This window comes from Pseudoalteromonas sp. PS1M3 (genome assembly GCF_016865405.1).
Lineage (GTDB): Bacteria > Pseudomonadota > Gammaproteobacteria > Enterobacterales > Alteromonadaceae > Pseudoalteromonas > Pseudoalteromonas marina.
On record NZ_AP022624.1, the window covers coordinates 2,318,280 to 2,339,815 of the forward strand.

21 protein-coding genes are annotated in these 21,536 nt (G+C 40.4%); 15 read left to right on the top strand and 6 right to left on the bottom strand.

The features are described from left to right. Positions 1 to 190 precede the first annotated feature (190 nt). On the bottom strand, positions 191 to 1,372 hold the full coding sequence (locus tag PS1M3_RS10760; RefSeq protein ID WP_203984167.1) for an FAD-dependent monooxygenase: 1,182 nt from the start codon (positions 1,370 to 1,372) through the stop codon (positions 191 to 193). A gap of 244 nt (positions 1,373 to 1,616) precedes the next feature. On the opposite strand from PS1M3_RS10760, the gene miaB reads away from it, so the two are divergent. From miaB to PS1M3_RS10800, 8 genes are all read left to right on the top strand, one after another. Then, positions 1,617 to 3,065: a tRNA (N6-isopentenyl adenosine(37)-C2)-methylthiotransferase MiaB gene (miaB, locus tag PS1M3_RS10765; RefSeq protein WP_010556002.1), complete on the top strand. Its 1,449-nt coding sequence runs from the start codon at positions 1,617 to 1,619 to the stop codon at positions 3,063 to 3,065. A 51-nt stretch (positions 3,066 to 3,116) separates the two neighbouring features. Next, complete coding sequence (locus PS1M3_RS10770; protein WP_006793414.1) at positions 3,117 to 4,175, top strand: PhoH family protein; 1,059 nt, start codon at positions 3,117 to 3,119, stop codon at positions 4,173 to 4,175. A gap of 4 nt (positions 4,176 to 4,179) precedes the next feature. Further along, positions 4,180 to 4,638 (top strand): rRNA maturation RNase YbeY, encoded by a 459-nt coding sequence (gene ybeY / locus PS1M3_RS10775; RefSeq protein WP_006793413.1) that lies wholly within the window; start codon positions 4,180 to 4,182, stop codon positions 4,636 to 4,638. A 22-nt stretch (positions 4,639 to 4,660) separates the two neighbouring features. Then, positions 4,661 to 5,545: a CNNM family magnesium/cobalt transport protein CorC gene (gene corC / locus PS1M3_RS10780; protein WP_006793412.1), complete on the top strand. Its 885-nt coding sequence runs from the start codon at positions 4,661 to 4,663 to the stop codon at positions 5,543 to 5,545. Beyond that, positions 5,526 to 7,076, top strand: coding sequence for an apolipoprotein N-acyltransferase (gene lnt / locus PS1M3_RS10785; RefSeq protein ID WP_203984169.1), 1,551 nt, complete (start codon positions 5,526 to 5,528; stop codon positions 7,074 to 7,076). Before corC ends, lnt begins: the two co-directional genes overlap by 20 nt. A gap of 157 nt (positions 7,077 to 7,233) precedes the next feature. Continuing rightward, positions 7,234 to 7,818 carry a MalM family protein gene (locus PS1M3_RS10790; protein ID WP_203984176.1) on the top strand — a complete coding sequence of 195 codons (585 nt, stop codon included), beginning with the start codon at positions 7,234 to 7,236 and terminating at the stop codon, positions 7,816 to 7,818. A gap of 15 nt (positions 7,819 to 7,833) precedes the next feature. Then, positions 7,834 to 8,577, top strand: a complete 744-nt coding sequence (locus PS1M3_RS10795; protein WP_235420593.1) for a hypothetical protein — start codon at positions 7,834 to 7,836, stop codon at positions 8,575 to 8,577. Then, positions 8,574 to 9,248, top strand: coding sequence for a hypothetical protein (locus tag PS1M3_RS10800; protein WP_203984178.1), 675 nt, complete (start codon positions 8,574 to 8,576; stop codon positions 9,246 to 9,248). Before PS1M3_RS10795 ends, PS1M3_RS10800 begins: the two co-directional genes overlap by 4 nt. A 63-nt stretch (positions 9,249 to 9,311) precedes the next feature. On the opposite strand, the gene PS1M3_RS10805 is transcribed toward PS1M3_RS10800, so the two are convergent. Both PS1M3_RS10805 and PS1M3_RS10810 read right to left on the bottom strand, forming a co-directional pair. Next, the gene (locus tag PS1M3_RS10805; RefSeq protein ID WP_006793407.1) at positions 9,312 to 10,172 is read right to left on the bottom strand and encodes an alpha/beta hydrolase; all 861 of its coding nucleotides are present in this window, start codon (positions 10,170 to 10,172) and stop codon (positions 9,312 to 9,314) included. 40 nt (positions 10,173 to 10,212) lie between these two features. After that, complete coding sequence (locus PS1M3_RS10810) at positions 10,213 to 11,226, bottom strand: RDD family protein (RefSeq protein WP_058428618.1); 1,014 nt, start codon at positions 11,224 to 11,226, stop codon at positions 10,213 to 10,215. 328 nt (positions 11,227 to 11,554) lie between these two features. On the opposite strand from PS1M3_RS10810, the gene PS1M3_RS10815 reads away from it, so the two are divergent. After that, on the top strand, positions 11,555 to 12,079 hold the full coding sequence (locus PS1M3_RS10815; protein WP_203984180.1) for a CIA30 family protein: 525 nt from the start codon (positions 11,555 to 11,557) through the stop codon (positions 12,077 to 12,079). A gap of 49 nt (positions 12,080 to 12,128) precedes the next feature. Here the strand turns inward: PS1M3_RS10815 and PS1M3_RS10820 are convergent, their stop codons facing one another. From PS1M3_RS10820 to PS1M3_RS10830, 3 genes are all read right to left on the bottom strand, one after another. Continuing rightward, complete coding sequence (locus PS1M3_RS10820) at positions 12,129 to 12,605, bottom strand: FKBP-type peptidyl-prolyl cis-trans isomerase (protein WP_203984181.1); 477 nt, start codon at positions 12,603 to 12,605, stop codon at positions 12,129 to 12,131. Positions 12,606 to 12,607: 2 nt separating this feature from the next. Beyond that, positions 12,608 to 15,046 carry a Lon protease family protein gene (locus PS1M3_RS10825; protein WP_239104448.1) on the bottom strand — a complete coding sequence of 813 codons (2,439 nt, stop codon included), beginning with the start codon at positions 15,044 to 15,046 and terminating at the stop codon, positions 12,608 to 12,610. A 77-nt stretch (positions 15,047 to 15,123) separates the two neighbouring features. Continuing rightward, positions 15,124 to 15,582: a hypothetical protein gene (locus tag PS1M3_RS10830; RefSeq protein WP_203984185.1), complete on the bottom strand. Its 459-nt coding sequence runs from the start codon at positions 15,580 to 15,582 to the stop codon at positions 15,124 to 15,126. 290 nt (positions 15,583 to 15,872) lie between these two features. On the opposite strand from PS1M3_RS10830, the gene leuS reads away from it, so the two are divergent. Genes leuS through rlmH form a run of 6 tightly spaced genes read left to right on the top strand, consistent with a single transcriptional unit; the run spans position 15,873 to position 21,532 of the window. Beyond that, complete coding sequence (leuS, locus tag PS1M3_RS10835; protein WP_203984187.1) at positions 15,873 to 18,461, top strand: leucine--tRNA ligase; 2,589 nt, start codon at positions 15,873 to 15,875, stop codon at positions 18,459 to 18,461. 1 nt (position 18,462) lies between these two features. Continuing rightward, complete coding sequence (lptE, locus tag PS1M3_RS10840; RefSeq protein WP_203984189.1) at positions 18,463 to 18,954, top strand: LPS assembly lipoprotein LptE; 492 nt, start codon at positions 18,463 to 18,465, stop codon at positions 18,952 to 18,954. Continuing rightward, positions 18,954 to 19,991: a DNA polymerase III subunit delta gene (gene holA, locus PS1M3_RS10845; protein WP_203984196.1), complete on the top strand. Its 1,038-nt coding sequence runs from the start codon at positions 18,954 to 18,956 to the stop codon at positions 19,989 to 19,991. Before lptE ends, holA begins: the two co-directional genes overlap by 1 nt. 24 nt (positions 19,992 to 20,015) lie before the next feature. After that, the gene (gene nadD / locus PS1M3_RS10850; protein ID WP_203984198.1) at positions 20,016 to 20,651 is read left to right on the top strand and encodes a nicotinate-nucleotide adenylyltransferase; all 636 of its coding nucleotides are present in this window, start codon (positions 20,016 to 20,018) and stop codon (positions 20,649 to 20,651) included. A 55-nt stretch (positions 20,652 to 20,706) separates the two neighbouring features. Further along, a complete protein-coding gene (gene rsfS / locus PS1M3_RS10855; protein ID WP_006793397.1) occupies positions 20,707 to 21,024 on the top strand; it encodes a ribosome silencing factor in 318 nt (105 codons plus the stop codon). A 37-nt stretch (positions 21,025 to 21,061) separates the two neighbouring features. Next, positions 21,062 to 21,532 (top strand): 23S rRNA (pseudouridine(1915)-N(3))-methyltransferase RlmH, encoded by a 471-nt coding sequence (gene rlmH / locus PS1M3_RS10860; protein ID WP_002958522.1) that lies wholly within the window; start codon positions 21,062 to 21,064, stop codon positions 21,530 to 21,532. The last annotated feature ends 4 nt before the right edge of the window (positions 21,533 to 21,536 follow it).

Genomic DNA, 21,536 nt, shown 5'->3' on the forward strand with positions numbered 1-21,536 from the left:
ACTTTCCATAGGCCCTCAAACTAAAGACTTCTTATTGCTTGAGTATGGCAAATATACGTAAAAGGGAAATAAAATTAGGATTAAGAGCTTTAAAATAACTTTTAAGCTCTCATTTTAAGGGCTGAATAGTCAAAGGATTACAAATTGGTTTAATGAGTAAAATGCATATCTTAAATGTAAACGCATATTCTTAGCTAAATTCACCGCTAATTGCGTACTTTAATACCCAGTTTTTTACCACCCCAGTATTGTTAGCCATTTTTAAAAATTGGCTACGCGCCCATTTTAGTGGCGCTATTTGGTTTGAAAAACCAAAATAGCAGGCATCCATCATACTCATCATTAATAAGTTAGCTTTTCGGCGGGCGCGTTCGTACTCTTGCAGCTTTAACGCACATCCTACGTCGGTTGCATCATTTAATAGAGTGGCTAAAGCGACCACGTCCTGGAAGCCCAAGTTAACGCCCTGCCCAGCCAGTGGATTAATAGTGTGCGCAGCATCGCCTACTAACACCAAACGACCATAAGAATAATTATTAGCATGTTGACGAGTAATTGGAAACACTGCATGACTTTGCACTTCAAAATCGCCTGCAAGGCCTGGGAACTTAGCCAAAATATGACTTTTTAATTGTGTTCCATTTAATCCTTTAAATGTGTTTAATGTGTTGGCATCGTCGTACCAAATTAAATTAGCGTAAGGTGCTTGCATAGGTAAAAAAGCCAAAGGGCCTGATGGCGTGAATTGCTGCCATGTCTTTATTTGTTGAGGTGCGTCCAACTTAATAAGTACGCCCATACATTGCTGCTGGTACTGCCAACCGGTTACACCAATATTTGCTTTAGTTCGTAATTGCGATTGTCCGCCATCGGCTGCAACCACTAAGCCGGCGGTATAGCGTTGCTCGCCATATACCAAGGTAATCGAATCGGCATTTTGTTCAATTTTACTAACAATCTGTTTTTGCTCGATGACTTCAATATCGTATTGCTCAAACTGCATCCATAAACTAGCTTGTATTAAACTGTTTTCGATTAAGTGGCCCAAATGCGTGGTATTAATGTCGGCGCAATCAAATAACAATTTATCGTCGCCGCGCTCAAAAGCTTCTAACTGTTGGTATGGTGCAATCCGGCCATTTCTTAAAATGGGCATAGCCCCTAAACCATCGAGTAACTTTTCAGAAAAACGATTAATAGCCGATACTCTTATATCAACGTTGTCATTACTCAAAACATGAGGCGGATCAATTAGGTGTTTTTCGATAATGCGCACTGACTTTCCCTGTTGTGCTAACTTTATTGCCATTGCCGCACCAACCATGCCGCCGCCAACCACTATCACATTATTTTGAGTCATGTTTTTCATCATTTTGTTAATACGTTAATCTATTTTAATTGTACCGTAACTCGCCGCCATAGTGCGAGAGTATATAACTATCAAGCTATTAAACTCGTCTGAGTTTGATTTGAGATCACAAACATGAAAACTATACTTGGATCTGGGCGGGTATCCAGCTAAAATACGCGTCCTTTAAGTGAGCAAGCTTGCTCCTTAATTCTGTTTCAAGCACATATTTGTGCCATTATCGAATTGAACACGAGGCTAAATTTCAATGAGCAAAAAGCTGCATATCAAAACCTGGGGTTGTCAGATGAACGAATACGACTCTCAGAAAATGGCTGAACTTTTAGATGCCACCAATGGCTACCAGCTAACTGAAGATGCAACAGATGCCGACGTAATCTTACTTAACACCTGTTCAATTCGTGAAAAAGCACAAGAAAAAGTATTTCACCAATTAGGCCGTTGGAAGTTGTTAAAAGACGACAAGCCAGAGCTAATTATTGGTGTAGGTGGCTGTGTTGCCTCTCAAGAAGGTGATTCTATTCGCCAGCGAGCTCCATTTGTAGATGTTATTTTTGGCCCACAAACACTGCACCGTTTACCTGAAATGATTAAACAAGTGCAAGGTAATAAAGGTTCGTCTGTTGTTGATATTTCGTTCCCAGAAATTGAAAAGTTTGACCGCCTACCTGAGCCAAAAGCTGAGGGCCCTTCTGCGTTTGTATCAATAATGGAAGGGTGTTCTAAGTATTGTACCTTTTGTGTTGTACCTTATACTCGTGGCGAAGAAGTTAGCCGCCCAGTTGATGACGTGCTCCTTGAAGTGGCACAACTTGCAGAGCAAGGTGTGCGTGAAGTAAATCTATTGGGGCAAAATGTAAACGCATACCGTGGTGATACTCACGATGGCGACATTTGCTACTTCTCAGATTTAATTCGATTAATTGCTGCAATTGATGGTATTGACCGTATTCGTTATACAACATCGCACCCAGTAGAATTTACACCAGATATTATCGATGCATATGCTGACGTACCAGAGCTTGTAGATCACTTACACTTACCGGTACAAAGTGGCTCTGACCGTATACTAAACCTAATGAAACGCGGCCATACAGCACTTGAATACAAATCAACAATTAGAAAGCTGCGTAAAATTCGCCCTAACTTAAGCATGTCGTCAGATTTCATCATCGGTTTCCCAGGTGAGAGTAAAGCTGATTTTGAAGCCACTATGAACCTTATCAACGATATTGGGTTTGATATGAGCTTTAGCTTTATTTATAGCGCACGCCCTGGTACGCCTGCGGCGGATTTACCAGACGACGTAACTGAGCAAGAGAAAAAAGAACGCTTATACCTGTTACAGAACCGTATTACACAAATGGCACAGCATATTAGCCGCCAAATGTTCGATACAGAACAGCGTATTTTGGTTGAAGGTCCATCGAAAAAGAATCCAATGGAATTACGCGGTCGAACCGAAAATAACCGTGTTGTTAACTTTGTTGGTCCACATTCGGTGATCGGCCAGTTCGTTGATGTACGTATTACTGAAGCGCTGCCTAACTCTTTACGTGGTGACTTAATTCGTACAGAATCAGAAATGAACTTACGACGCGATATCGCTCCATCAGCTATTTTAACCAAAGCAGCAAGCAGTGAGCCAAAACCAGAGACTGTTAACGAAATTGGCGTAGCTACTTTCGTTCCTTAGTCAATACACCTAGCGCCAGTAAATACTGGCGCCGTTCTATAGGAAGCAATTTTGAGTAATCAGTTAAAAACATTAGAGATTTATTTAGAACCTGCCGATAACAAACGCCTTTCTTCTTTATGTGGCCCGTTTGACGAAAACATCAAACAAATTGAACGCCGCCTAGCTGTTGAAATTATTCACCGCGACAACTTTTTTAAAGTAACGGGAAAGCTACTCAATAGTGCCTCTGCGGTCGAAATCTTAAAAAATCTATATGTTGATACTCAACCTGTGCGCGGTGTTATTGGTGAAATAGAACCCGATAATGTTCACTTGGCAATTACAGAATCTAAAGCCCTAGAGCAAGATGCTTCAAGCAGTGCATACGGCAAAGAAATGGTTATAAAAACGCGCCGTGGTGTTATTAAGCCCCGAAATGACAACCAAGGCCTTTACGTTGCCAATATATTAAACCACGACATTACTTTTGGTATAGGCCCTGCTGGTACAGGTAAAACCTATCTAGCAGTAGCTGCCGCAGTTGATGCCCTTGAACGACAAGAAATTCGTCGTATTTTGTTAACGCGTCCCGCTGTAGAAGCTGGTGAAAAGCTTGGTTTTTTACCTGGTGATTTAAGCCAAAAAATTGACCCATACCTGCGCCCGCTTTACGATGCGCTATTCGAAATGCTCGGTTTTGAAAAAGTCGAAAAGCTAATAGAAAAAAACATCATTGAAGTTGCACCCCTTGCCTATATGCGTGGTCGTACATTAAACGATGCGTTTATTATTTTAGATGAAAGTCAAAATACCACAGCAGAACAGATGAAAATGTTTTTAACCCGTATAGGGTTTAATTCAAAAGCGGTGATCACTGGTGATATAACCCAAGTTGATTTACCGCGCGGTACACGCTCTGGCCTGCGCCATGCTATTGAAGTGCTCGACAGTGTAGATGAAATTAGTTTTAACTACTTCAAAGCACACGATGTAGTGCGCCACCCTGTTGTTGCGCGCATTGTTGAAGCATACGAGCGTAACGATGAAAGCGAGCGCTTGAAGCGAATTGAAAAGCAAAAAGCAAAAGACGAGCTAGCTGCTCAACTTAACTCTACTACTAAAGAGTAATACTTTGACAACCGAACTTGATTTACAAATAGCCTGTGAGTTTGACAACCTCCCTAGTGAAGCCCAATTTGCATTATGGGCTGATAAAGCGTTAAGCCAATATCGTGATGAGTCAGAACTCACCATAGTAATTAGCGACGAAGCGCAATCACAACAGCTTAATAACGACTACCGGGGTAAAAACAAACCTACTAACGTATTGTCGTTTGAATTTGAAGCGCCACCAGGAATAGAGCTTCCCCTTGTTGGTGACTTAGTTATTTGCCCAGCCATTGTATTGGCTGAAGCAGTGGAGCAAGAGAAGTCATTTCATGACCACTTTGCCCACATGGTCATTCATGGGTGCTTGCATTTACTTGGATTTGACCATATAAAGAGTGAAGACGCTTTGCAAATGGAAAGCATAGAAAAGCAATTACTTGCAGAGCTAAATATAGCAGACCCATACCGGGACGAAATTTAAATTAACGGAGCAATTAGACGCAATGAGCGACGGTAACTCGCAATCTAGCCAGGGTTCTTCTGGCAAAACGTGGTTGGGTAGAATAACCCAAATGCTGCAAGGGGAACCCCAGAATAGAGAAGAGCTGGTCGAAGTGATTGCCGATGCGCAAGAACGAGACGTAATCGATCCAGAAACAAAAGAAATGATTGAAGGTGTGCTTAGTGTATCTGAGCTTAAAGTGCGAGACATAATGATCCCGCGCTCACAAATGGTCACTCTTGAGATCGACAGCCCGCTTGAAGAGCTAATACCCATGATGGTTGACTCAACTCACTCACGCTTCCCTGTGGTGATTGAAGACAAAGATCACGTGGAAGGTTTTTTACTTGCTAAAGATTTGCTGCCGCTTATCTTAAATAAAGACGAGCATTTACCTTCAATACGCGATTACTTACGCCCTGCCATGGTCGTACCTGAGAGCAAACGTGTTGACACTCTGCTTAATGAATTTCGTCAGCAACGCTATCATATGGCTGTCGTTATTGATGAATACGGCGGCGTATCGGGACTCGTTACAATTGAAGATATTCTTGAAACCATTGTTGGGGAAATAGAAGACGAGCACGACGAAGAAGAAGAACAACAAGACATTCGTCAACTTGCAAAACACGTTCATGTTGTTCAGGCCTTAACGCCAGTAGATGACTTTAACGAGCACTTCAGCACAGGATATAGCACAGAAGAAGCCGACACTATTGGTGGCACCGTTTTACATGCATTTGGCCATATGCCTAGCCGTGGTGAAACAATAGACATAGATGGTTACCAATTTAAAGTAACCAATGCCGACAATCGTCGTATCTTGCAACTGCAAGTCACCGTTCCTAAGGCTGATGACACCGACAGTGAAGAAACTGCTAACTAGACTGACCCTATTAGCAAAAGATATAAAATCATGGCTCGCATTTATTGCGGGCCTTATTTTAACTTTTAGCTACTCCCCTTTTGAAATTTGGCCAATTGCATTTATTAGTATTGCAGCTGTCATTTTTTGTATTAATCCAAACAATACCGGAAAAACCCATGCGAAGAGTGCCGCTAAATATGGTTTTATATTTGGTTTAGGCTGGTTTGGTGCAGGTATTAGTTGGGTACATGTGTCTATAGCTACCTTTGGCGGTATGCCGCTTGTAGCCTCTTTTTCGTTAATGGCACTATTGTGCGGCTACTTAGCGCTTTATCCCGCCTTAGCGTTCTACTTAACAACTCGTTTTGCCACCAGCCAAAATAGCTTTGGGTTGCTGCTTATTAGCTTTTTTGCTCTTAGTGAATATTTACGGGGTGTGGTCCTTACCGGATTTCCGTGGTTAAGTTTTGGGTATACCCAAACCGATGGACCATTAAATATACTGGCCCCATACATTGGTGAATTTGGATTGACTTTAGTTTGTATTGCCACTGGCTTTGCACTGTACCGATTAACACAAAAAGACATAAAGACCCCGCTGGTTACGCTCACTGTATTTACTGTTTTGTGTATTGGTTCGCGTGCAACAAACACCATTGAGTACTCAGGTAAATCAATGTCGACTTTACTAGTACAAGGCAATATAAAGCAGCACCTTCGCTTTGAGCCGAGCGAGTTTTGGACCACCATGAGCAAATACCAAGATATGACTCGCCCACATTGGGATGCTGATTTAATTGTTTGGCCTGAAGCCGCAGTTCCTGAAATAGAAGCCCTTGCCGACAGCTACTTAGCTGGGCTAGATAGCGCAGCCTCATTTAATGAAACCGCCCTTATTACGGGCATTGTTGACTACCAAATCGATACTAAAACCATATTTAATACACTGATAGTGCTGGGTAACAAAGAGCGCGGCGACGAACACGGCCACTATCAATACTTGGGTAAAAATCGCTATCAAAAACACCAGTTACTACCGATCGGTGAGTTTGTACCGTTTCAAGATTTTCTGCGCCCTATCGCGCCTTTGTTTGATTTACCTATGTCGTCGTTTACCCGAGGCGATAGAGAACAAAACAACTTACGCGCTAATGGTTTTAACTTACTACCCGCTATTTGCTACGAAATAGTGTTTGCCGATTTAGTACGCGGTAACTATAAAAGCGACTCAGATCTACTTTTTACCGTAAGTAACGATGCATGGTTTGGTCAATCAATTGGGCCCTTGCAACACATGCAAATTGCCCGCATGCGCGCCCTAGAACTTCAACGCCCGCTGGTACGTGTTACCAACAATGGGGTAAGCGCCGTATACGACCCCATAAGCCACACACAACAAACCATGCCACAGTTTGAAGCCGCTGTATTAAAAGCCGATGTAAAACTGATACAAGGTAATAGTGTGTATAGCCAATATGGCAATGTGTTTGTATGGGGAATTGTGGCGTTATTGGGGATTGGTGGGGCTCTAATGCGATTTAAAAACTAAAAGGTACTCAATATTTATAAGTCAAATTAGAGAATAAACCTGTGTGAACAATTCATATTTAACTTTATTTACATTGAGTTACATATTATAAATTTATGTGTTTTAGTCTTATTTCATATTAGTTATTATCAATGTACTAATAATAATTAAAATAGTTATGAAAAAAGTAATAAGCATAGCAACCTTAGTCATATTATTGTTTGGCTGCGCTAATTCAGCTAAAAGTGACCTATCAAGACTAAAAAGTAAACCCGTCTGCTGTGCCAACTTAAGCGATATTTCATTTGCATCACAACAAATAAACAAGCTGACCTCTTTTGATTTAAAGAAGCAGCCTATTAGAATTTTTAATAAAGCCAAAAGCCCATTCATTGCAATTGAAAAACCAAATAATAGTCGCTTCGCTCAAGTTTTTAGTTACGCCAATGGCGCATTTGTTCAAACAGCAACGCTTGTTTACCCTGAGTTAATACTGTTAGATAAATCAAAGCAGGTTATAAAACACCTTAAACCTTATGAGGCTTGGGAAAATGGCTTACCAACAACATTAGATTTAGCTGGTAACCTATATTACAAAACTCAATTTACTCTACCAGAGGAAGCCAAATACTTAATTTTTTATACTGATAGCAGTTTGAATAATAAAAAAACAACAATCAATTGGCGCTCACAAGTTGGTGGAAGTGAATATAGGCAACTTACCCTTACATCGTTCGCTAAAATTGGTATCAAATTACTTTAATTTTCAGGAGTTTTTATGAGATATATTTTTACCATTATTATCCTTGTCATATTAAGTGGATGTAAATCCTCACCAAACTACATGAATACGGGACAACTAAAAGCAAATTATCAGGTACTTGGATTTGGCGGTTTTTATGTTGAAGAAGATCTCACTTATTTTGAAAAACAATTAAAAAACCATTATAAAGCGCCAATAAAAAAAGCACTTGAAGCGCGTGGTTTTAAAGTAGTAGACGCCAGCGAAGTTTATACGGTATTTAATCAATTATTAGATAACGCTGAGAACTTATACGACCCGCTTACAGGACAAGCAAATGAAAACCTACGTAATGAACTCTGGAAAGAAGCGCTTGCCACTACAAAAACAAACCTCGGTGTAAATGCTTTTGTGTTTGCAGGTGTTGATACTGTACGCGCACATTTTACAAACAGTATTTTATTAGGCCACGTAGCCAAGTGGTATGGCCAAGAAGAGTCTTACCTTGAAGGTGGTGCCGATGGGGGTGATATATTCGTATCGTTATTTCAAAACGAACAAGGTTATGTGCCAGGAAGCAGAGTGTATATCAGAATTAGAGATGAGAAAGACACACTCTTAACTATGGGCTCTGGAGGTATTGAGTTAGTGGCACAATTTAACAGTGATGAAGAAATTATTGTGAAAGATGCCGATAAATTATTTAAAGACCCTGCAAAATTGGATAGTGCATTACAGTTCGCATTAAAAACAATCGACACTTGGAAGACGAAAAAATGATTAAACACATGGTTGTCATCATCGTTTTACTCAATTTAGTCGGTTGCAAACTATTTCAATACAATAGCGACCCTAAAGTGATAGCGAATGGAATTACAATCGCTAAACCGGCAACACATAGTAACCTAGCCTATATATGGTTACCAACAGCCAATACCGGTAACAAAGCACTCTATAGAGAAGCATTTGATAATAACGTAATTAATTTTTCAAAAAAATATAACTTAACTAACCTAAACCCTAAAGTTCAACCCATGTTTGATAACTTTATTATTGAACAAGGCGGTGCTTTTAACACAAAAACAGGTAAACTCGAATCAGAACGAGTGCAAGCAGCTATACAATTTACGTTTAACAGCATTAAGCAAACGTATCCAAATATTGGCAATTTGCTGGTTATCCACCCAAAAGAAAATTCAATTAAAATAGTAGATGGCACTGCAACTTGGGATGGTGTTGAGCAGCACGTATTGACAAGGTCAAGAGACTCAGTCGAATTCAGGCCTGCAATTAGTATCGCCTTACAATATTATAATGACGTTGAAAAAAATAATTTTCATGAGGTTGGCCTAGATCTACATGCCCCTGACTTAACTGATAACGATAAATATGAGCAAATACTTAAGCATATTTTAACTCCTATTGTCTTGTTAAATACAAAAGTAAAATAGTCTTCGATCGCCCAATAATTAACTAAAACTTTAGCTAGTTATTGGACTTTAATTTATAGTTATTTATCGATTTTCAATTACAACTGATTGTTGAAGTAATTTTCTCAATCCATAATACCAGCTAAGTGCAGCAACGGTACCGTGTGTTTCGTTTTCAAAGTAACGCTGTTTTACTGTTAATTTTTTACTTGGGTGATTCCTTAATTTATCTGCAAACGCTAATCCCCACTGATAATTTGTTTTACCTATTTCACCAAATGCTGTGGCGTTATTCGCAAACGTAAAATACACACCCCCTGCCATCTCTTTGTTTTCAAGTTGGTTATTTTTAAAGTAACGGTTTAAATAATTATTATCCCAAATGTAGGTAGCATCAATTATTAAGTAATCTGTAAATAATGTGTGATTAGTCAACAGTACGTAACTTGCAAATAAGCCACCAAAAGACTCACCAATTAATACCCGCTTATTTGATGTTCGGTAGTTTTTATTAATATGTGGAATAAGTTCTTTTTCAAAAAATGCACTGTAGTTTGCGGCATTGCCGATATTTTCAAACCTTTCTAATAATTTTCCGTTAAACGTCCAGTCAACATTGGTTGGAGTAAAGTCGCGCTCTCTTATTGCGTTTTGGCTGTTAGGAATAGCTACAATAATTGCTTGCTGTATTTGCTGCTCTAAACGCTCTGTACTTAACGCTTCCACCAGCCCTGCAACTGCTTTTAAATGTGTGCTATCACCATCAAGTAAGTAAACTACAGGGTATGTTTTATCAGTATTTTGGCTATAACTAGGTGGTAAGTAAACGCTATAAAATCGCCTCTCTTTTAAAATTCGAGACTCAATATGGTTATTCTTTGCTAACACAACCGACTCGGAAGCACTTGCACTGATTGCAAAAAATAAAGTAATAATCGTCAACATTAAAAACTTCACTAGCGTACCTATTACCTATAACTATTAATTATTTAGCTTTTACGGTTTCTTCTACTGTTTCTATATTCACAATTTGCTTTACGCTACCTTGAATAACCACAGTCGCTGATATTTTATCTTGAATGGCTTGCCTGTTTGGGTCCCAATATACTTGTAAAAAGCCTAGCAACCCAGTGGCAAAACCCGCGCCATAACCACCGTAGCGGCCAAAGCAATCAAGCAAACCAAGTGGTTCGCCATTTAAGGCAACAACACGTATATTGCACACCTTCTTACCGGGAGTTTGACCACGCCAAAGTAATGAAAATAGCGTAAAATAAACAGCAGCCCACCCAAAACCTAAGCCTAAGTCTTGAATAATACCTTTACCCCACTGCAAAATACTGTTTGTAGTTGTTTGCGCAGGTTTTTCTTCTATTAACTGTGCAGGCTTTATTTCGTTATTTTCACTGAGCACTAATAATTGTAAAAGTGCTCTAGCAAGTTGTGGGCTTTGAAGGTCGTCCATTTCTGCTAACTTGGGTACTTGTCCTATCAAATTATCAAGCGCATTTTGTTGGCAAGACTGCTCACAGCTCTCGTCTACTACTTCAATTAAATAGGCATTTACACGGTGTTTTTCTGACTCAGTAAGCTGTATTTCGTCTTCTATTTTTACACCTTGAATAACTGAGGCGATTTCACTGTTATCGTCTTCTAAGTAGTCTATGCCAATTGAAAGCACAGCAAGAGCGCTTACAAATAAAATACTCGCTGCCATTATTTTTAATATTCTTCTCCATACACTCGACATTTTAGGAAGGTATTGCTGCGCGGTGCCTTTATAAAAAGCCATAGCAGCAACAAACGCAATTAAGGTGGCGCTAAGCTTTGCAGCTACAAATATTAGGGCAACATCTATTACTATTGCTAAAGCTCGTTTAAGAGGTGTTGCTAGAGGTATGCCTAACAGAGCGTTATCAACCTTAAATGCATAAGGGGTAATGACTTCTCTAGTTTCGGTTTTAGATAATTCTAATTGTTCTATTTCTTTTGCTTTCATTTTAATTCTTGTTATTAAAATAGGTAACGCGTTTAACTTACGCGCTTTTTATTTTTTGCTCAAGCTAATTCAAACAAGCGCTATTTACTGTTTGTTGCCTTCAAGGTGAAGGTAAAAGGGTGAGCGGGACGCAGAAGCTTTACTCAACTTTTATTTAGTCCACTAGGTTACAAACTTTGCGCAGTGACTAAAAACCCTCGATTTAACAAATTTTTTATCCTTAAAAGCCAGCAAGCCCTGCGCGTTATTAATAAATTAGTTTTAGGTTAAGTGAACAATTTATATGTGTGATCGTATTAGTTAATCAAAGCCTTTTGGAGCAACCCCAATGACTACTAAAAAATTATCCTCTCTTTTTATATTTAATACTTTGCTGCTAAGTGCACAGGTTAACGCCAATCAGCGGTGGTACATTGTAAACGATTCGGTCATGGGGGGCGTGTCTAATAGCCAAGTAAGCCATACAAAAGAGGCATTGGTATTTGAAGGTAATGTATCGCTTAAAAATAACGGAGGGTTTGCTTCTATCCGCACTGAGCTCAACACACAGGGCCAAAACGCAAATACTATTAATTTACGTGTTAAAGGTGACGGTCAAACGTATCAACTAAGGCTGCGTACATCCAACTACCTTGATGGACCTGCGTATACACACTCATTTAAAACAATAGAAAATGAATGGACTAACATTAATTTTACCCCAAGCGATTTTACGCTTACTTTTCGTGGTCGTACGCTAACCCAGCAACCAGTGATTGATTTTAGTGATATTAGACAACTTGGTTTTATGATTGCAGGAAAACAGGCGGGAAAATTTAAGCTTGAAATAGCACACATTGAATTTTCAGGTTAGTACGTCATGCTCACTTTTAATCGGTTAAAAGTGAGCAAACACAGTAACTTTACGACTCTATTGCAAGCAATTCTACTTCAAAAATAAGCAGTGATGCTGGTGGAATGCTCCCTACCCGCTTTTCGCCATAAGCCAATTGGTGCGGTATATAAAACTGAAATTTGTCTCCCGGGCTCATTAACTGTAACCCCTCGGTCCACCCTTTAATAACTTGGTGTAAACCAAAGCTAATAGGTGACTTGCGCTCTACTGAGCTATCAAACACAGTGCCGTCGATGAGTGTACCGTGGTAATGCACATTGACCATACTTGTTGGGCTAGGTGTATTGGTGTTTTCTCCTTTGTGCAATACTTTATATTGCAGGCCAGATGCAGTTTCCAATACACCATCTACTTTAGCGTTTGCCACTAAATAGTCGCTTTCAATTTGCGCATTAGCAATCGCCTGTTGTTTGGCTTTTTTACTATTTTTAAATATTAAAACGCACAAAATAGCGATCACAACCGCCAAAATAATATTGATCATAATTAGTTTTTCTCGTCTTCTAGTTTATCGTTTTCTAGCTCGTCATCCGCATCGTCTTCGTTATCGCCATTAACAATATCGGCTATCTCTTTTAAACGCGCAAGTGCGATGCCGTTTACTGAACTTTCAGGGTATACATCGTCGATGAGTTCGCCCGCTTCAATATCCATCAGTAAGTTTAGCGCCTGATCGACCGTCTCTACTGCGTAAATATTAAATTTGCCTTGCTCTACCGCATTGAGTATTTCGTCGTCTAAAACCAAATTAACTTGGTTTGACTTAGGAATAATAACGCCTTGCTCACCCGTTAAGCCGCGCATTTTACACAACTTAAAAAAGCCTTCTATCTTCTCGTTTACACCACCAATAGCTTGTACATCACCATGTTGGTTTATAGAGCCGGTAAGCGCAATTGATTGGCTTATTGGTAAGCTTGTAATAGCCGAAATTAACGCGCAAAGCTCAGCCAACGAGGCACTATCGCCGTCTATGTAGCCATAGCTTTGTTCTATTGCAATGTTTGCGCTGAGCGTAAGGCTAAACTGCTGGGCATATTTATTACCTAAATAACCGGTAAGTAACATCACGCCTTTAGAGTGAATGGCTTTACCCAGTTCTGCTTCACGTTCCACGTCTATTACGCCATCAGCGCCGGCGTATACAGTGGCAGTAATTCGCGCCGGTGTACCAAACGACGTATCACCAATGTGCAGTACCGTTAAGCCATTTACCTTACCAATGGCTTGTCCGGTTGTAGCAATTAACGTATGACCTTCTTTGATATCACTGAGCATATTTTCACTAATTTGACCGGTGCGGTATTGCTTACCCTCAATGGCTTCATCAATATGATGCGCATCAATAACCGTTAGCTTATCTTGTTTTGCGTAGTAACTTGCCTCAGCCACCAGCTCTAACACATCAGCAAAACGCGCTGACAGCTTATTATGATGCTCAGCTTGGCGATAACTAAATTTAAGCAATCTCACCATAGCGGCTTGCGTTGTAGTGCACTTAAGCGTTTTTTCGCAGTACTCTGTCACTTTAGTAATAAACTGATACTGTAACTTATCACTGCTTGGTAAGTAGTAATCAAAATCAGCTAGTACTCTGAATAGCTCTGCGAATTCTTCATCGTATTCACCTATGGTGTAATACAAATCGCGCGAGCCCAATAAAATAATTTTTACATCAAGTGGGATCAATTGCGGGCGAAGCGTAAAGCTCGTGCCTACTGTACTATCTTGATATGGTAAGTCATTTTTAATTTGGTGCATTTTCAGCGATAACTTTAGCCCATCCCACACCTGTGGGTTAGCCATTACTTTTTCAGCATCCATTATCAAATAACCGCCATTTGCACGGTGTAATGCACCGGGCTGAATTGAGCGGTAGCTGGTGATTAGTGTACCTTGTGAAGTGGCATACTCTATTTTGCCAAATAAATTACCAAAGGTAGGGTTAGGCTCGTACACCACGGGGGCTGCATCGTCTTCTTTAAACTCGACTAAAATATTGGGGGCAAAAAAGTCAGTGAGCATGCCTTTACGATCAAAGTCTTCCTTATTTTCTTCGTTTTCGTCTTCATCGTCTAGCCATTCCAGTACAGCATCTATAATTTCTACACGTATGTCTTTTAAATAGCGAAGCACGCCAATATGTGTGGCGTATTTATGTTCTAAATCTTTTAACAGTGGTTTAGTTGCTTGCTCAGCGGTCGACTTTTTAAGGTTGCGGAGTTTTTCTTTAGATTCACGTTTCCAACGCGGCAACTCTATCAGAGCTTCAATTAACGCATCTTCTAGTTTTTCTATTTTCTCAAAAAACGCTTCGCGAAGATCATCTTCAAGTTCTGCAAACTCGCTATCACTCAATTGCTTGCCATCTATAAGCGGCGCAAAGCCCACTGAGCTTTTTTCTTCAACCAGTGCAACGCTTTGCTCAAGCGCAGCCACTTCAACGGCGGTAATTGCGCTGTCGTAAGCATCATTGAATTCACGATCAATTGATTTTTTCTTACGCTGATAAGCAGGGTTATCAAATGCGGCTGGAAATGTGTCGAGCACTTCGTCTAAAAACGAGTCTATATCGTCACTCAATTGTTTGCTTTGCCCTGCCTGCATAAACAATGCTATTGGCTCGCGATGGTCGTCGTAGTTATTAACATACAACCATTCGTTTGGGGTTACTCGGCCTTTGGCATGCTGTTTTAGTTTGTCCTTTACGAGTGTGTAACGCCCATGTGCGGCTTCGCCCATAACGTAAACGTTATAACCAGGTAATTCCATCCCCAGCGAAAAATCGAGCGCACTTTGTGCACGTTGTTGCCCTATAAAATTGAGTTGCTCTGGGTAGGGATTATTCATGCACGTCAGTACGTGATTAGTAGAAATACTAGGTGCAAGCGTTGATACAGGTAGTGGCAGCAGTTTTTTCGTCATTCTAACTTCTTTATATACCAGCATAATCGCTGGCTTTTGGGCGTATTAAGTGGCCAGCAGCCACTTAATACATATGCTTAAGGGTGCAATGCCTTACGACTAAAATAGATTCCATCACACTCAATACACGGTAAAATTTGTGTGGCGTGATAAACATCGTAACTATGAGTGCAATTCTTACATACTAATGTGCCCATGGCTATCCATTCACCTGCGTGATACACCCCATTATGTTTAAAATCTTGGTTTAAGGATTGCCATTCCAGCTGAGTTTTGTCTTCTATATGTGAAAGTTCAAACCATAAAGACTCTTTAAGCTCTTGCCATGCAAGCGAATTATAGTGGGAATCGTTCTCGCTAAGGTGCTGCATATCACGTTTTAAGTAGTTGCGGTAGAGCTGATACTTTTCCTCACCTAAATTTTTAAGTGCTTGCTCTGATTCAACAAAACGAGTTACCGCATCTTTTACCTCGTGATCTTTGATGTCTTTTAGCCACGCGCTTAAATCACTAAGCCATACTTTATAATCTGCCATTATGTACTCCTTCAAAATTGCTAATAAACGAGTTGGGTTGACGCAATATTTATGAATCTTTACTCAGGCCACTAAGTGACATTTTATAGTGTGATTAGTGACCCCTAAACTGAGCAAATTTCAATCTACACAGGTCAACACGCCTGACGTTTAACATAGATAAGTATAGGTTAACCTGACATGAAGGTTACAATTTAGCAAAACGGTGTTTTTGACGCTGTGAATAGTGCTTTATTTGGGTTATCCTATCGGCAATTTTTTATTAGTTTGCAAGAAGTCTGGAATCGTAGATGCAAGAGCAATATAACCCGCAAGATATAGAGTCAAAAGTACAAAGCTACTGGGAAGAAAACCAGGTATTTAAAGTCACCGAAGATGAGAGCAAAGAAAAGTATTACTGTCTTTCTATGTTCCCATACCCAAGTGGCCGACTGCATATGGGTCATGTGCGTAATTACACCATTGGTGATGTTGTTTCTCGTTTCCAGCGTCTGCAAGGCAAAAACGTTATGCAACCAATGGGTTGGGATGCGTTTGGCTTACCTGCAGAAAACGCCGCTATCAAAAACAAAACAGCGCCAGCTAAGTGGACGTACGAAAACATTGATTACATGCGTAACCAACTTAAGCAATTAGGCTTTGGTTACGACTGGGATCGTGAAATAGCCACGTGTCACCCAGAATACTACAAATGGGAACAATGGTTTTTCACTAAGCTGTACGAAAAAGGCTTAGTGTACAAAAAAATGTCAACGGTTAACTGGGATCCAGTTGATCAAACTGTACTTGCTAACGAGCAAGTTATAGATGGCCGCGGATGGCGCTCTGGCGCTGTGGTTGAGCAAAAAGAAATTCCACAGTGGTTTATTAAGATTACCGACTACGCACAAGAGCTTTTAGACGATTTAGACAAATTAGACGACTGGCCTGAGCAAGTTAAAACCATGCAGCGCAATTGGATTGGCCGCTCTGAAGGTTTAGACATTGAGTTTACGCGTACCGATAACAATGAAAAGTTTAGCGTATACACTACACGTCCAGATACATTTATGGGTGTAACTTACCTTGCTGTTGCCGGTGGCCACCCTATTGCACAAGAAGCCGCTAAAAACAGCGATGCGATTGCAATGTTTGTTGAAGAATGCAAAAACACCAAAGTAGCCGAAGCAGATATGGCAACAATGGAGAAAAAAGGCATTGCAACTGGCTTTTACGCAACACACCCATTAACAGGCGAGCAAGTGCCTATTTGGGTGGCTAACTTTGTACTTATGCATTACGGCTCAGGCGCGGTAATGGCAGTACCTGCACACGACCAACGTGACTTTGAGTTTGCAAATGCATACGGCCTAGATATTAAACAAGTTATTGCGCCAGTTGAAGGCTCAGACCTTGAAGTAAACCTAGAGCAAGAAGCATTCACCGAAAAAGGTGTATTAGTAAACTCTGGCGAATTTGACGGATTAGACTTTTCAGCAGCGTTTAATGCGATTGCCGACAAACTAGAAGCACTAGGCGTGGGTGAGCGTAAAGTAAACTTCCGTTTACGTGACTGGGGTGTTAGCCGCCAACGTTATTGGGGCTCTCCAATTCCAATGCTGAGCGACGAAAACGGCAACGAGCTTGCTGCAACAGAAGATATGTTACCAGTTCGCTTACCAGAAGACGTGGTAATGAATGGTGTAACATCACCAATAAAAGCAGACCCTGATTGGGCTAAAACCACAGTAAACGGCGTACCTGCTTCTCACGAAACTGACACCTTCGATACTTTTATGGAATCGTCTTGGTATTACGCACGTTACTGTAGCCCACGTTACGACGAAGGCATGTTAGACCCAGCAGCCGCTAACTATTGGTTACCTGTAAACCAATACATAGGTGGTATTGAACACGCAATTTTACACTTATTGTACTCACGTTTTTTCCATAAACTATTGCGTGACTTTGGTTTAGTAAATTCAGACGAGCCATTTGACCGCTTACTATGTCAAGGCATGGTATTGGCTGAAACGTTCTATCGTAAAGATGAGAAAGGTGGTGATATTTGGATTTCACCAAGCGATGTAGAAACAGAAACTGACGAAAAAGGTCGAGTTACTAAAGCATGGCACAAGGAAGATGGCGAACCAGTATTTTCTTCAGGCATGAGCAAAATGTCTAAGTCTAAAAATAACGGTATAGACCCACAACAAGTAATTGCACAATACGGTGCTGATACAGTGCGTTTATTCATGATGTTTACTGCACCACCAGAACAAACACTTGAATGGTCAGATTCTGGCGTTGAAGGCGCACACCGATTCTTAAAACGTGTATGGAAATACGCAGTAGACGTGAAAGCGGCAGGTTACCAAGCACTTGAAAAGTCTGCGCTTACTAACCCACAAAAAGTACTTCGTCGCGAATTACACAAAGCCATTGCAAAAGTAAGTGATGATGTTGAACGCCGTCAAACGTTTAACACGGCAATTGCTGCCATCATGGAGCTGTCTAATAAGTTAATTAAAGCGCCGCTTAATGATGCACAAGACATTGCCATTGCAAACGAAGCGCTTGAAGCATTAATTATTATGCTTGCCCCTATTACGCCGCATTTATCTCATGAGCTTTGGAAAGAGCTTGGTAAAGACGGTGATATTTTAGATGCAGCATGGCCAACAGTTGACGAGTCAGCCTTGGTTGAAGATGAAAAGCTCATTATCGTTCAAGTAAACGGTAAACTTCGCGCTAAGCTAACTGTGGCAGCAGATGCAACACAAGAACAAGTAGAAACACTTGCTTTTGCAGAAGCAAACGTAACTAAGTTTACTGATGGTAAAACCATTCGTAAGATCATTTACGTGCCAGGTAAACTACTTAACGTGGTTGCTAACTAATATGGCTGTTTTTAAGGCCATTAAAAACGGACTAGCCTTAGCGCTAGTCTGTTTTTTGTTATCTAGTTGTGGGTTTCACTTAAAGCAAGCGTCAAGCCTGCCTGATAATCTAAAACTCATTACGCTTATTGGTGATGACGAAAAATCAGCTTTATTTGAACAGCTACAAAAAGAGCTGTTAGCAAGTGAAGTTGAACTTACCTCTTCATCTAAAAACGTAGCGCAGCTGTATTTACGTAAAGAAACCATAGAACGCCAAACGTTGTCGTTATCTAAAAATGGCCAGGTTGCTGAATACGAACTTGCCTATGGCGTTTCATATGTTCTAAAACACCCTAATAAAGATGCTATCGAAAAGCGCTTTGAGCTTTATAGAAATTATCAAGACGACCCCGATAACGCACTTGCTAAAGCCAAAGAGCTAGAGCTGCTAATTAACGAAATTCGTAAGCAAGCAAGTCGCCGTATCGTTAGAGAGCTGTCGCAACTGTAATGCGCTGTTACGCTAATCAATTACCTAACGAGTTAAACAAAGGCTTAAAACCTTTTTACCTAGTTTTTGGTGAAGAGCCTTTTCAAGAAGCACAGTGTGTTCAGCTAATACGCGATACCGCCAAAGCACAAGGCTTTGATGAAGTAATTAAATTTACTTTAATGCAAGGATTTGATTGGCAAGAAATAATAGCGCAATATCAAAGCATGTCGTTATTTAGTGCACGCACTATTATTGAGTTTGACCTAAACCAGCAAAAGCCCGGTGTAATTGGTAGTAATACCTTTAAGCGTGTCGTTGAGCTTGTTAACCCCGACACGATACTAATTATTAAAGGTGCAAAAGCGAGCCAAGAAGTACAACGCGGTGCCTGGTTTAAAGCACTCGACAAACAAGGTGTATTTGTAGCTTGTTATCCACTGACTGGCTCGCACGTAAAACGATGGCTTGATGAGCAATGTCAACGCTTGGCTCTTAACATGCAAAATGATGCCAAATTAAGCCTTATCAATGCAACAGAAGGTAATTTATTAGCGTGTTTTCAGGAACTTGAAAAGCTCTCTTTACTGCATGGCAACGCACTTATTACCCAGCAATTGGTTATGCAAGGGCTATTAAATCAAGCCAAATTTGATATTTTTGATTTAAGCGATGCCTTATTAAATGGTCATGCCAAGCAAGCTATTAAAGTTTTAAACAAATTAGCCAGTGACAACACTGAAGTTGTGAGTATATTGTGGGCGATTACAAAAGAGCTCAACACCTTGATGAATGTGCAATTGGGATTGTTAAATGGTGAGCCAATCGCCAGCTTATTTAAACAAAATGCCATTTGGAAAAATCAGCAAGGGCCGGTGCAAAATGCCGTTAATCGCCTAAATATTACTGTACTTGAGCAAATTAATAGTGACATTGCTTTATTTGATGCAAGCTATAAACAAGGCAACTTAATTGCCCCTTATCAGGCACTTGCACATATTTGTATTAAGTTTTGTCAACCGCTCGATATTCCTATGCCGTGTCACAGCCTTAATTAGTTGCTTAACCTGTTGGACAAAAAAATGATTGCTATTTTTGGTGGCACCTTCGACCCCGTTCATCTAGGCCATATTAATATGGCTCAGCAATGTGTAAGCGCATTTAATTTAAGCACATTGTATTTTATGCCCTGCGCACTACCTGCCCACAAAGCGGCACCAGGTATAAGCACAGAACATCGTGTTAATATGCTCAATGCGGCGATTAAACCGTACCCTCATTTTGCACTCGATTTAAGAGAGCTAGATCGTTCAGGCCCATCATACTCATTACTTAGCCTGCAAGAACTACGTAAAGAGTACCCAAGTACACCTATAGTATTTTTGATTGGAATGGATTCGTTTAATTCTCTTGATAAGTGGTTTGAATGGCAAACAATTACTGAGCTTTGCCATATTGTGGTATATCAACGACCAGCGCAGAGTTGTCAGGTAACAGGTGAGCTTAAACACTACATGCAGCATGCCCTCGTGGATGACCCCGCTCTTATTACAGAGCATTTAGGTGGTAAACTTTACTTTTTACCGGGTAAAATGCTTGATGCAGCTTCTAGTTCTATTCGTGATGATCTTAAAAAAAGTAACAAAAAGAATGAACTATTACCCGATGCCGTGAGTCATTACATACAAATGCATCAGCTATATCAAATTGATGCTTAAAAATTCCTAGCGTGTTAAAATACGCGCCATTAAATTTTTAAATTGAGACAAAACCTTGGATTCAAAACAACTACTCGCCTTTGCAATGGATAAAATTGACGATATGAAAGCGCGTGACATCGTTGACATAGACGTAACTGATAAATCAGACATTACCGATTACATGGTAATTTGTACTGGCACGTCTAAACGCCACGTTCAATCAATCGCCGACCACTTAGCAAAAGAAGCACGTCATGCAGATTCAGAGCCATTAGGCTATGAAGGCGAAAATGACGGCGAATGGGCACTGGTTGATTTAGGCGATGTGGTTGTACACGTGATGCAAACTGAAGCACGTAGCTATTACGATCTAGAAAAACTGTGGGGCTAACCACCCACTTGTTAAAAGCAACGCTTGGAAGTTATTCGTGAAAATACAAATGATTGCTGTTGGTACAAAAATGCCAGCATGGGTAGAAACGGGATTTGCTGAATACCAGCGCCGTTTTCCCAAGGATATGGCTTTAGAGCTAATTGAAATACCCGCCGGTAAACGTGGCAAAAATGCCGATATAAAGCGTATTTTACATATTGAAGGCGAAAAAACATTAGCCGCTATTCCTAAAGGCAATCGTATCGTTACGCTAGAAGTCACTGGCAAAGCGCTAGATACTCACCAACTTGCTAAAAACATGGAAAAATGGCAACTCGATGGCCGCGATGTAAGTTTACTTATTGGCGGCCCTGAAGGACTTGCTCCAGAATGCATTGCTGCATCGGAGCAAAAGTGGTCGTTATCGAACCTAACACTACCACACCCTTTGGTGCGAATTATTGTTGCAGAAAGCCTATATAGAGGCTGGAGCTTAAATAATAATCATCCCTATCATCGCGAGTAACGCC

Excerpts from the sequence above, each read along its gene's own strand:
- PS1M3_RS10760 (WP_203984167.1), bottom strand. The coding sequence starts at position 1,372 with ATGATGAAAAACATGACTCAAAATAATGTGATAGTGGTTGGCGGCGGC.
- miaB (WP_010556002.1), top strand. The coding sequence starts at position 1,617 with ATGAGCAAAAAGCTGCATATCAAAACCTGGGGTTGTCAGATGAACGAA.
- corC (WP_006793412.1), top strand. The coding sequence starts at position 4,661 with ATGAGCGACGGTAACTCGCAATCTAGCCAGGGTTCTTCTGGCAAAACG.
- PS1M3_RS10790 (WP_203984176.1), top strand. The coding sequence starts at position 7,234 with ATGAAAAAAGTAATAAGCATAGCAACCTTAGTCATATTATTGTTTGGC.
- PS1M3_RS10795 (WP_235420593.1), top strand. The coding sequence starts at position 7,834 with ATGAGATATATTTTTACCATTATTATCCTTGTCATATTAAGTGGATGT.
- PS1M3_RS10800 (WP_203984178.1), top strand. The coding sequence starts at position 8,574 with ATGATTAAACACATGGTTGTCATCATCGTTTTACTCAATTTAGTCGGT.
- PS1M3_RS10805 (WP_006793407.1), bottom strand. The coding sequence starts at position 10,172 with ATGTTGACGATTATTACTTTATTTTTTGCAATCAGTGCAAGTGCTTCC.
- PS1M3_RS10810 (WP_058428618.1), bottom strand. The coding sequence starts at position 11,226 with ATGAAAGCAAAAGAAATAGAACAATTAGAATTATCTAAAACCGAAACT.
- PS1M3_RS10815 (WP_203984180.1), top strand. The coding sequence starts at position 11,555 with ATGACTACTAAAAAATTATCCTCTCTTTTTATATTTAATACTTTGCTG.
- PS1M3_RS10820 (WP_203984181.1), bottom strand. The coding sequence starts at position 12,605 with ATGATCAATATTATTTTGGCGGTTGTGATCGCTATTTTGTGCGTTTTA.
- PS1M3_RS10825 (WP_239104448.1), bottom strand. The coding sequence starts at position 15,046 with ATGACGAAAAAACTGCTGCCACTACCTGTATCAACGCTTGCACCTAGT.
- PS1M3_RS10830 (WP_203984185.1), bottom strand. The coding sequence starts at position 15,582 with ATGGCAGATTATAAAGTATGGCTTAGTGATTTAAGCGCGTGGCTAAAA.
- leuS (WP_203984187.1), top strand. The coding sequence starts at position 15,873 with ATGCAAGAGCAATATAACCCGCAAGATATAGAGTCAAAAGTACAAAGC.
- lptE (WP_203984189.1), top strand. The coding sequence starts at position 18,463 with ATGGCTGTTTTTAAGGCCATTAAAAACGGACTAGCCTTAGCGCTAGTC.
- holA (WP_203984196.1), top strand. The coding sequence starts at position 18,954 with ATGCGCTGTTACGCTAATCAATTACCTAACGAGTTAAACAAAGGCTTA.
- nadD (WP_203984198.1), top strand. The coding sequence starts at position 20,016 with ATGATTGCTATTTTTGGTGGCACCTTCGACCCCGTTCATCTAGGCCAT.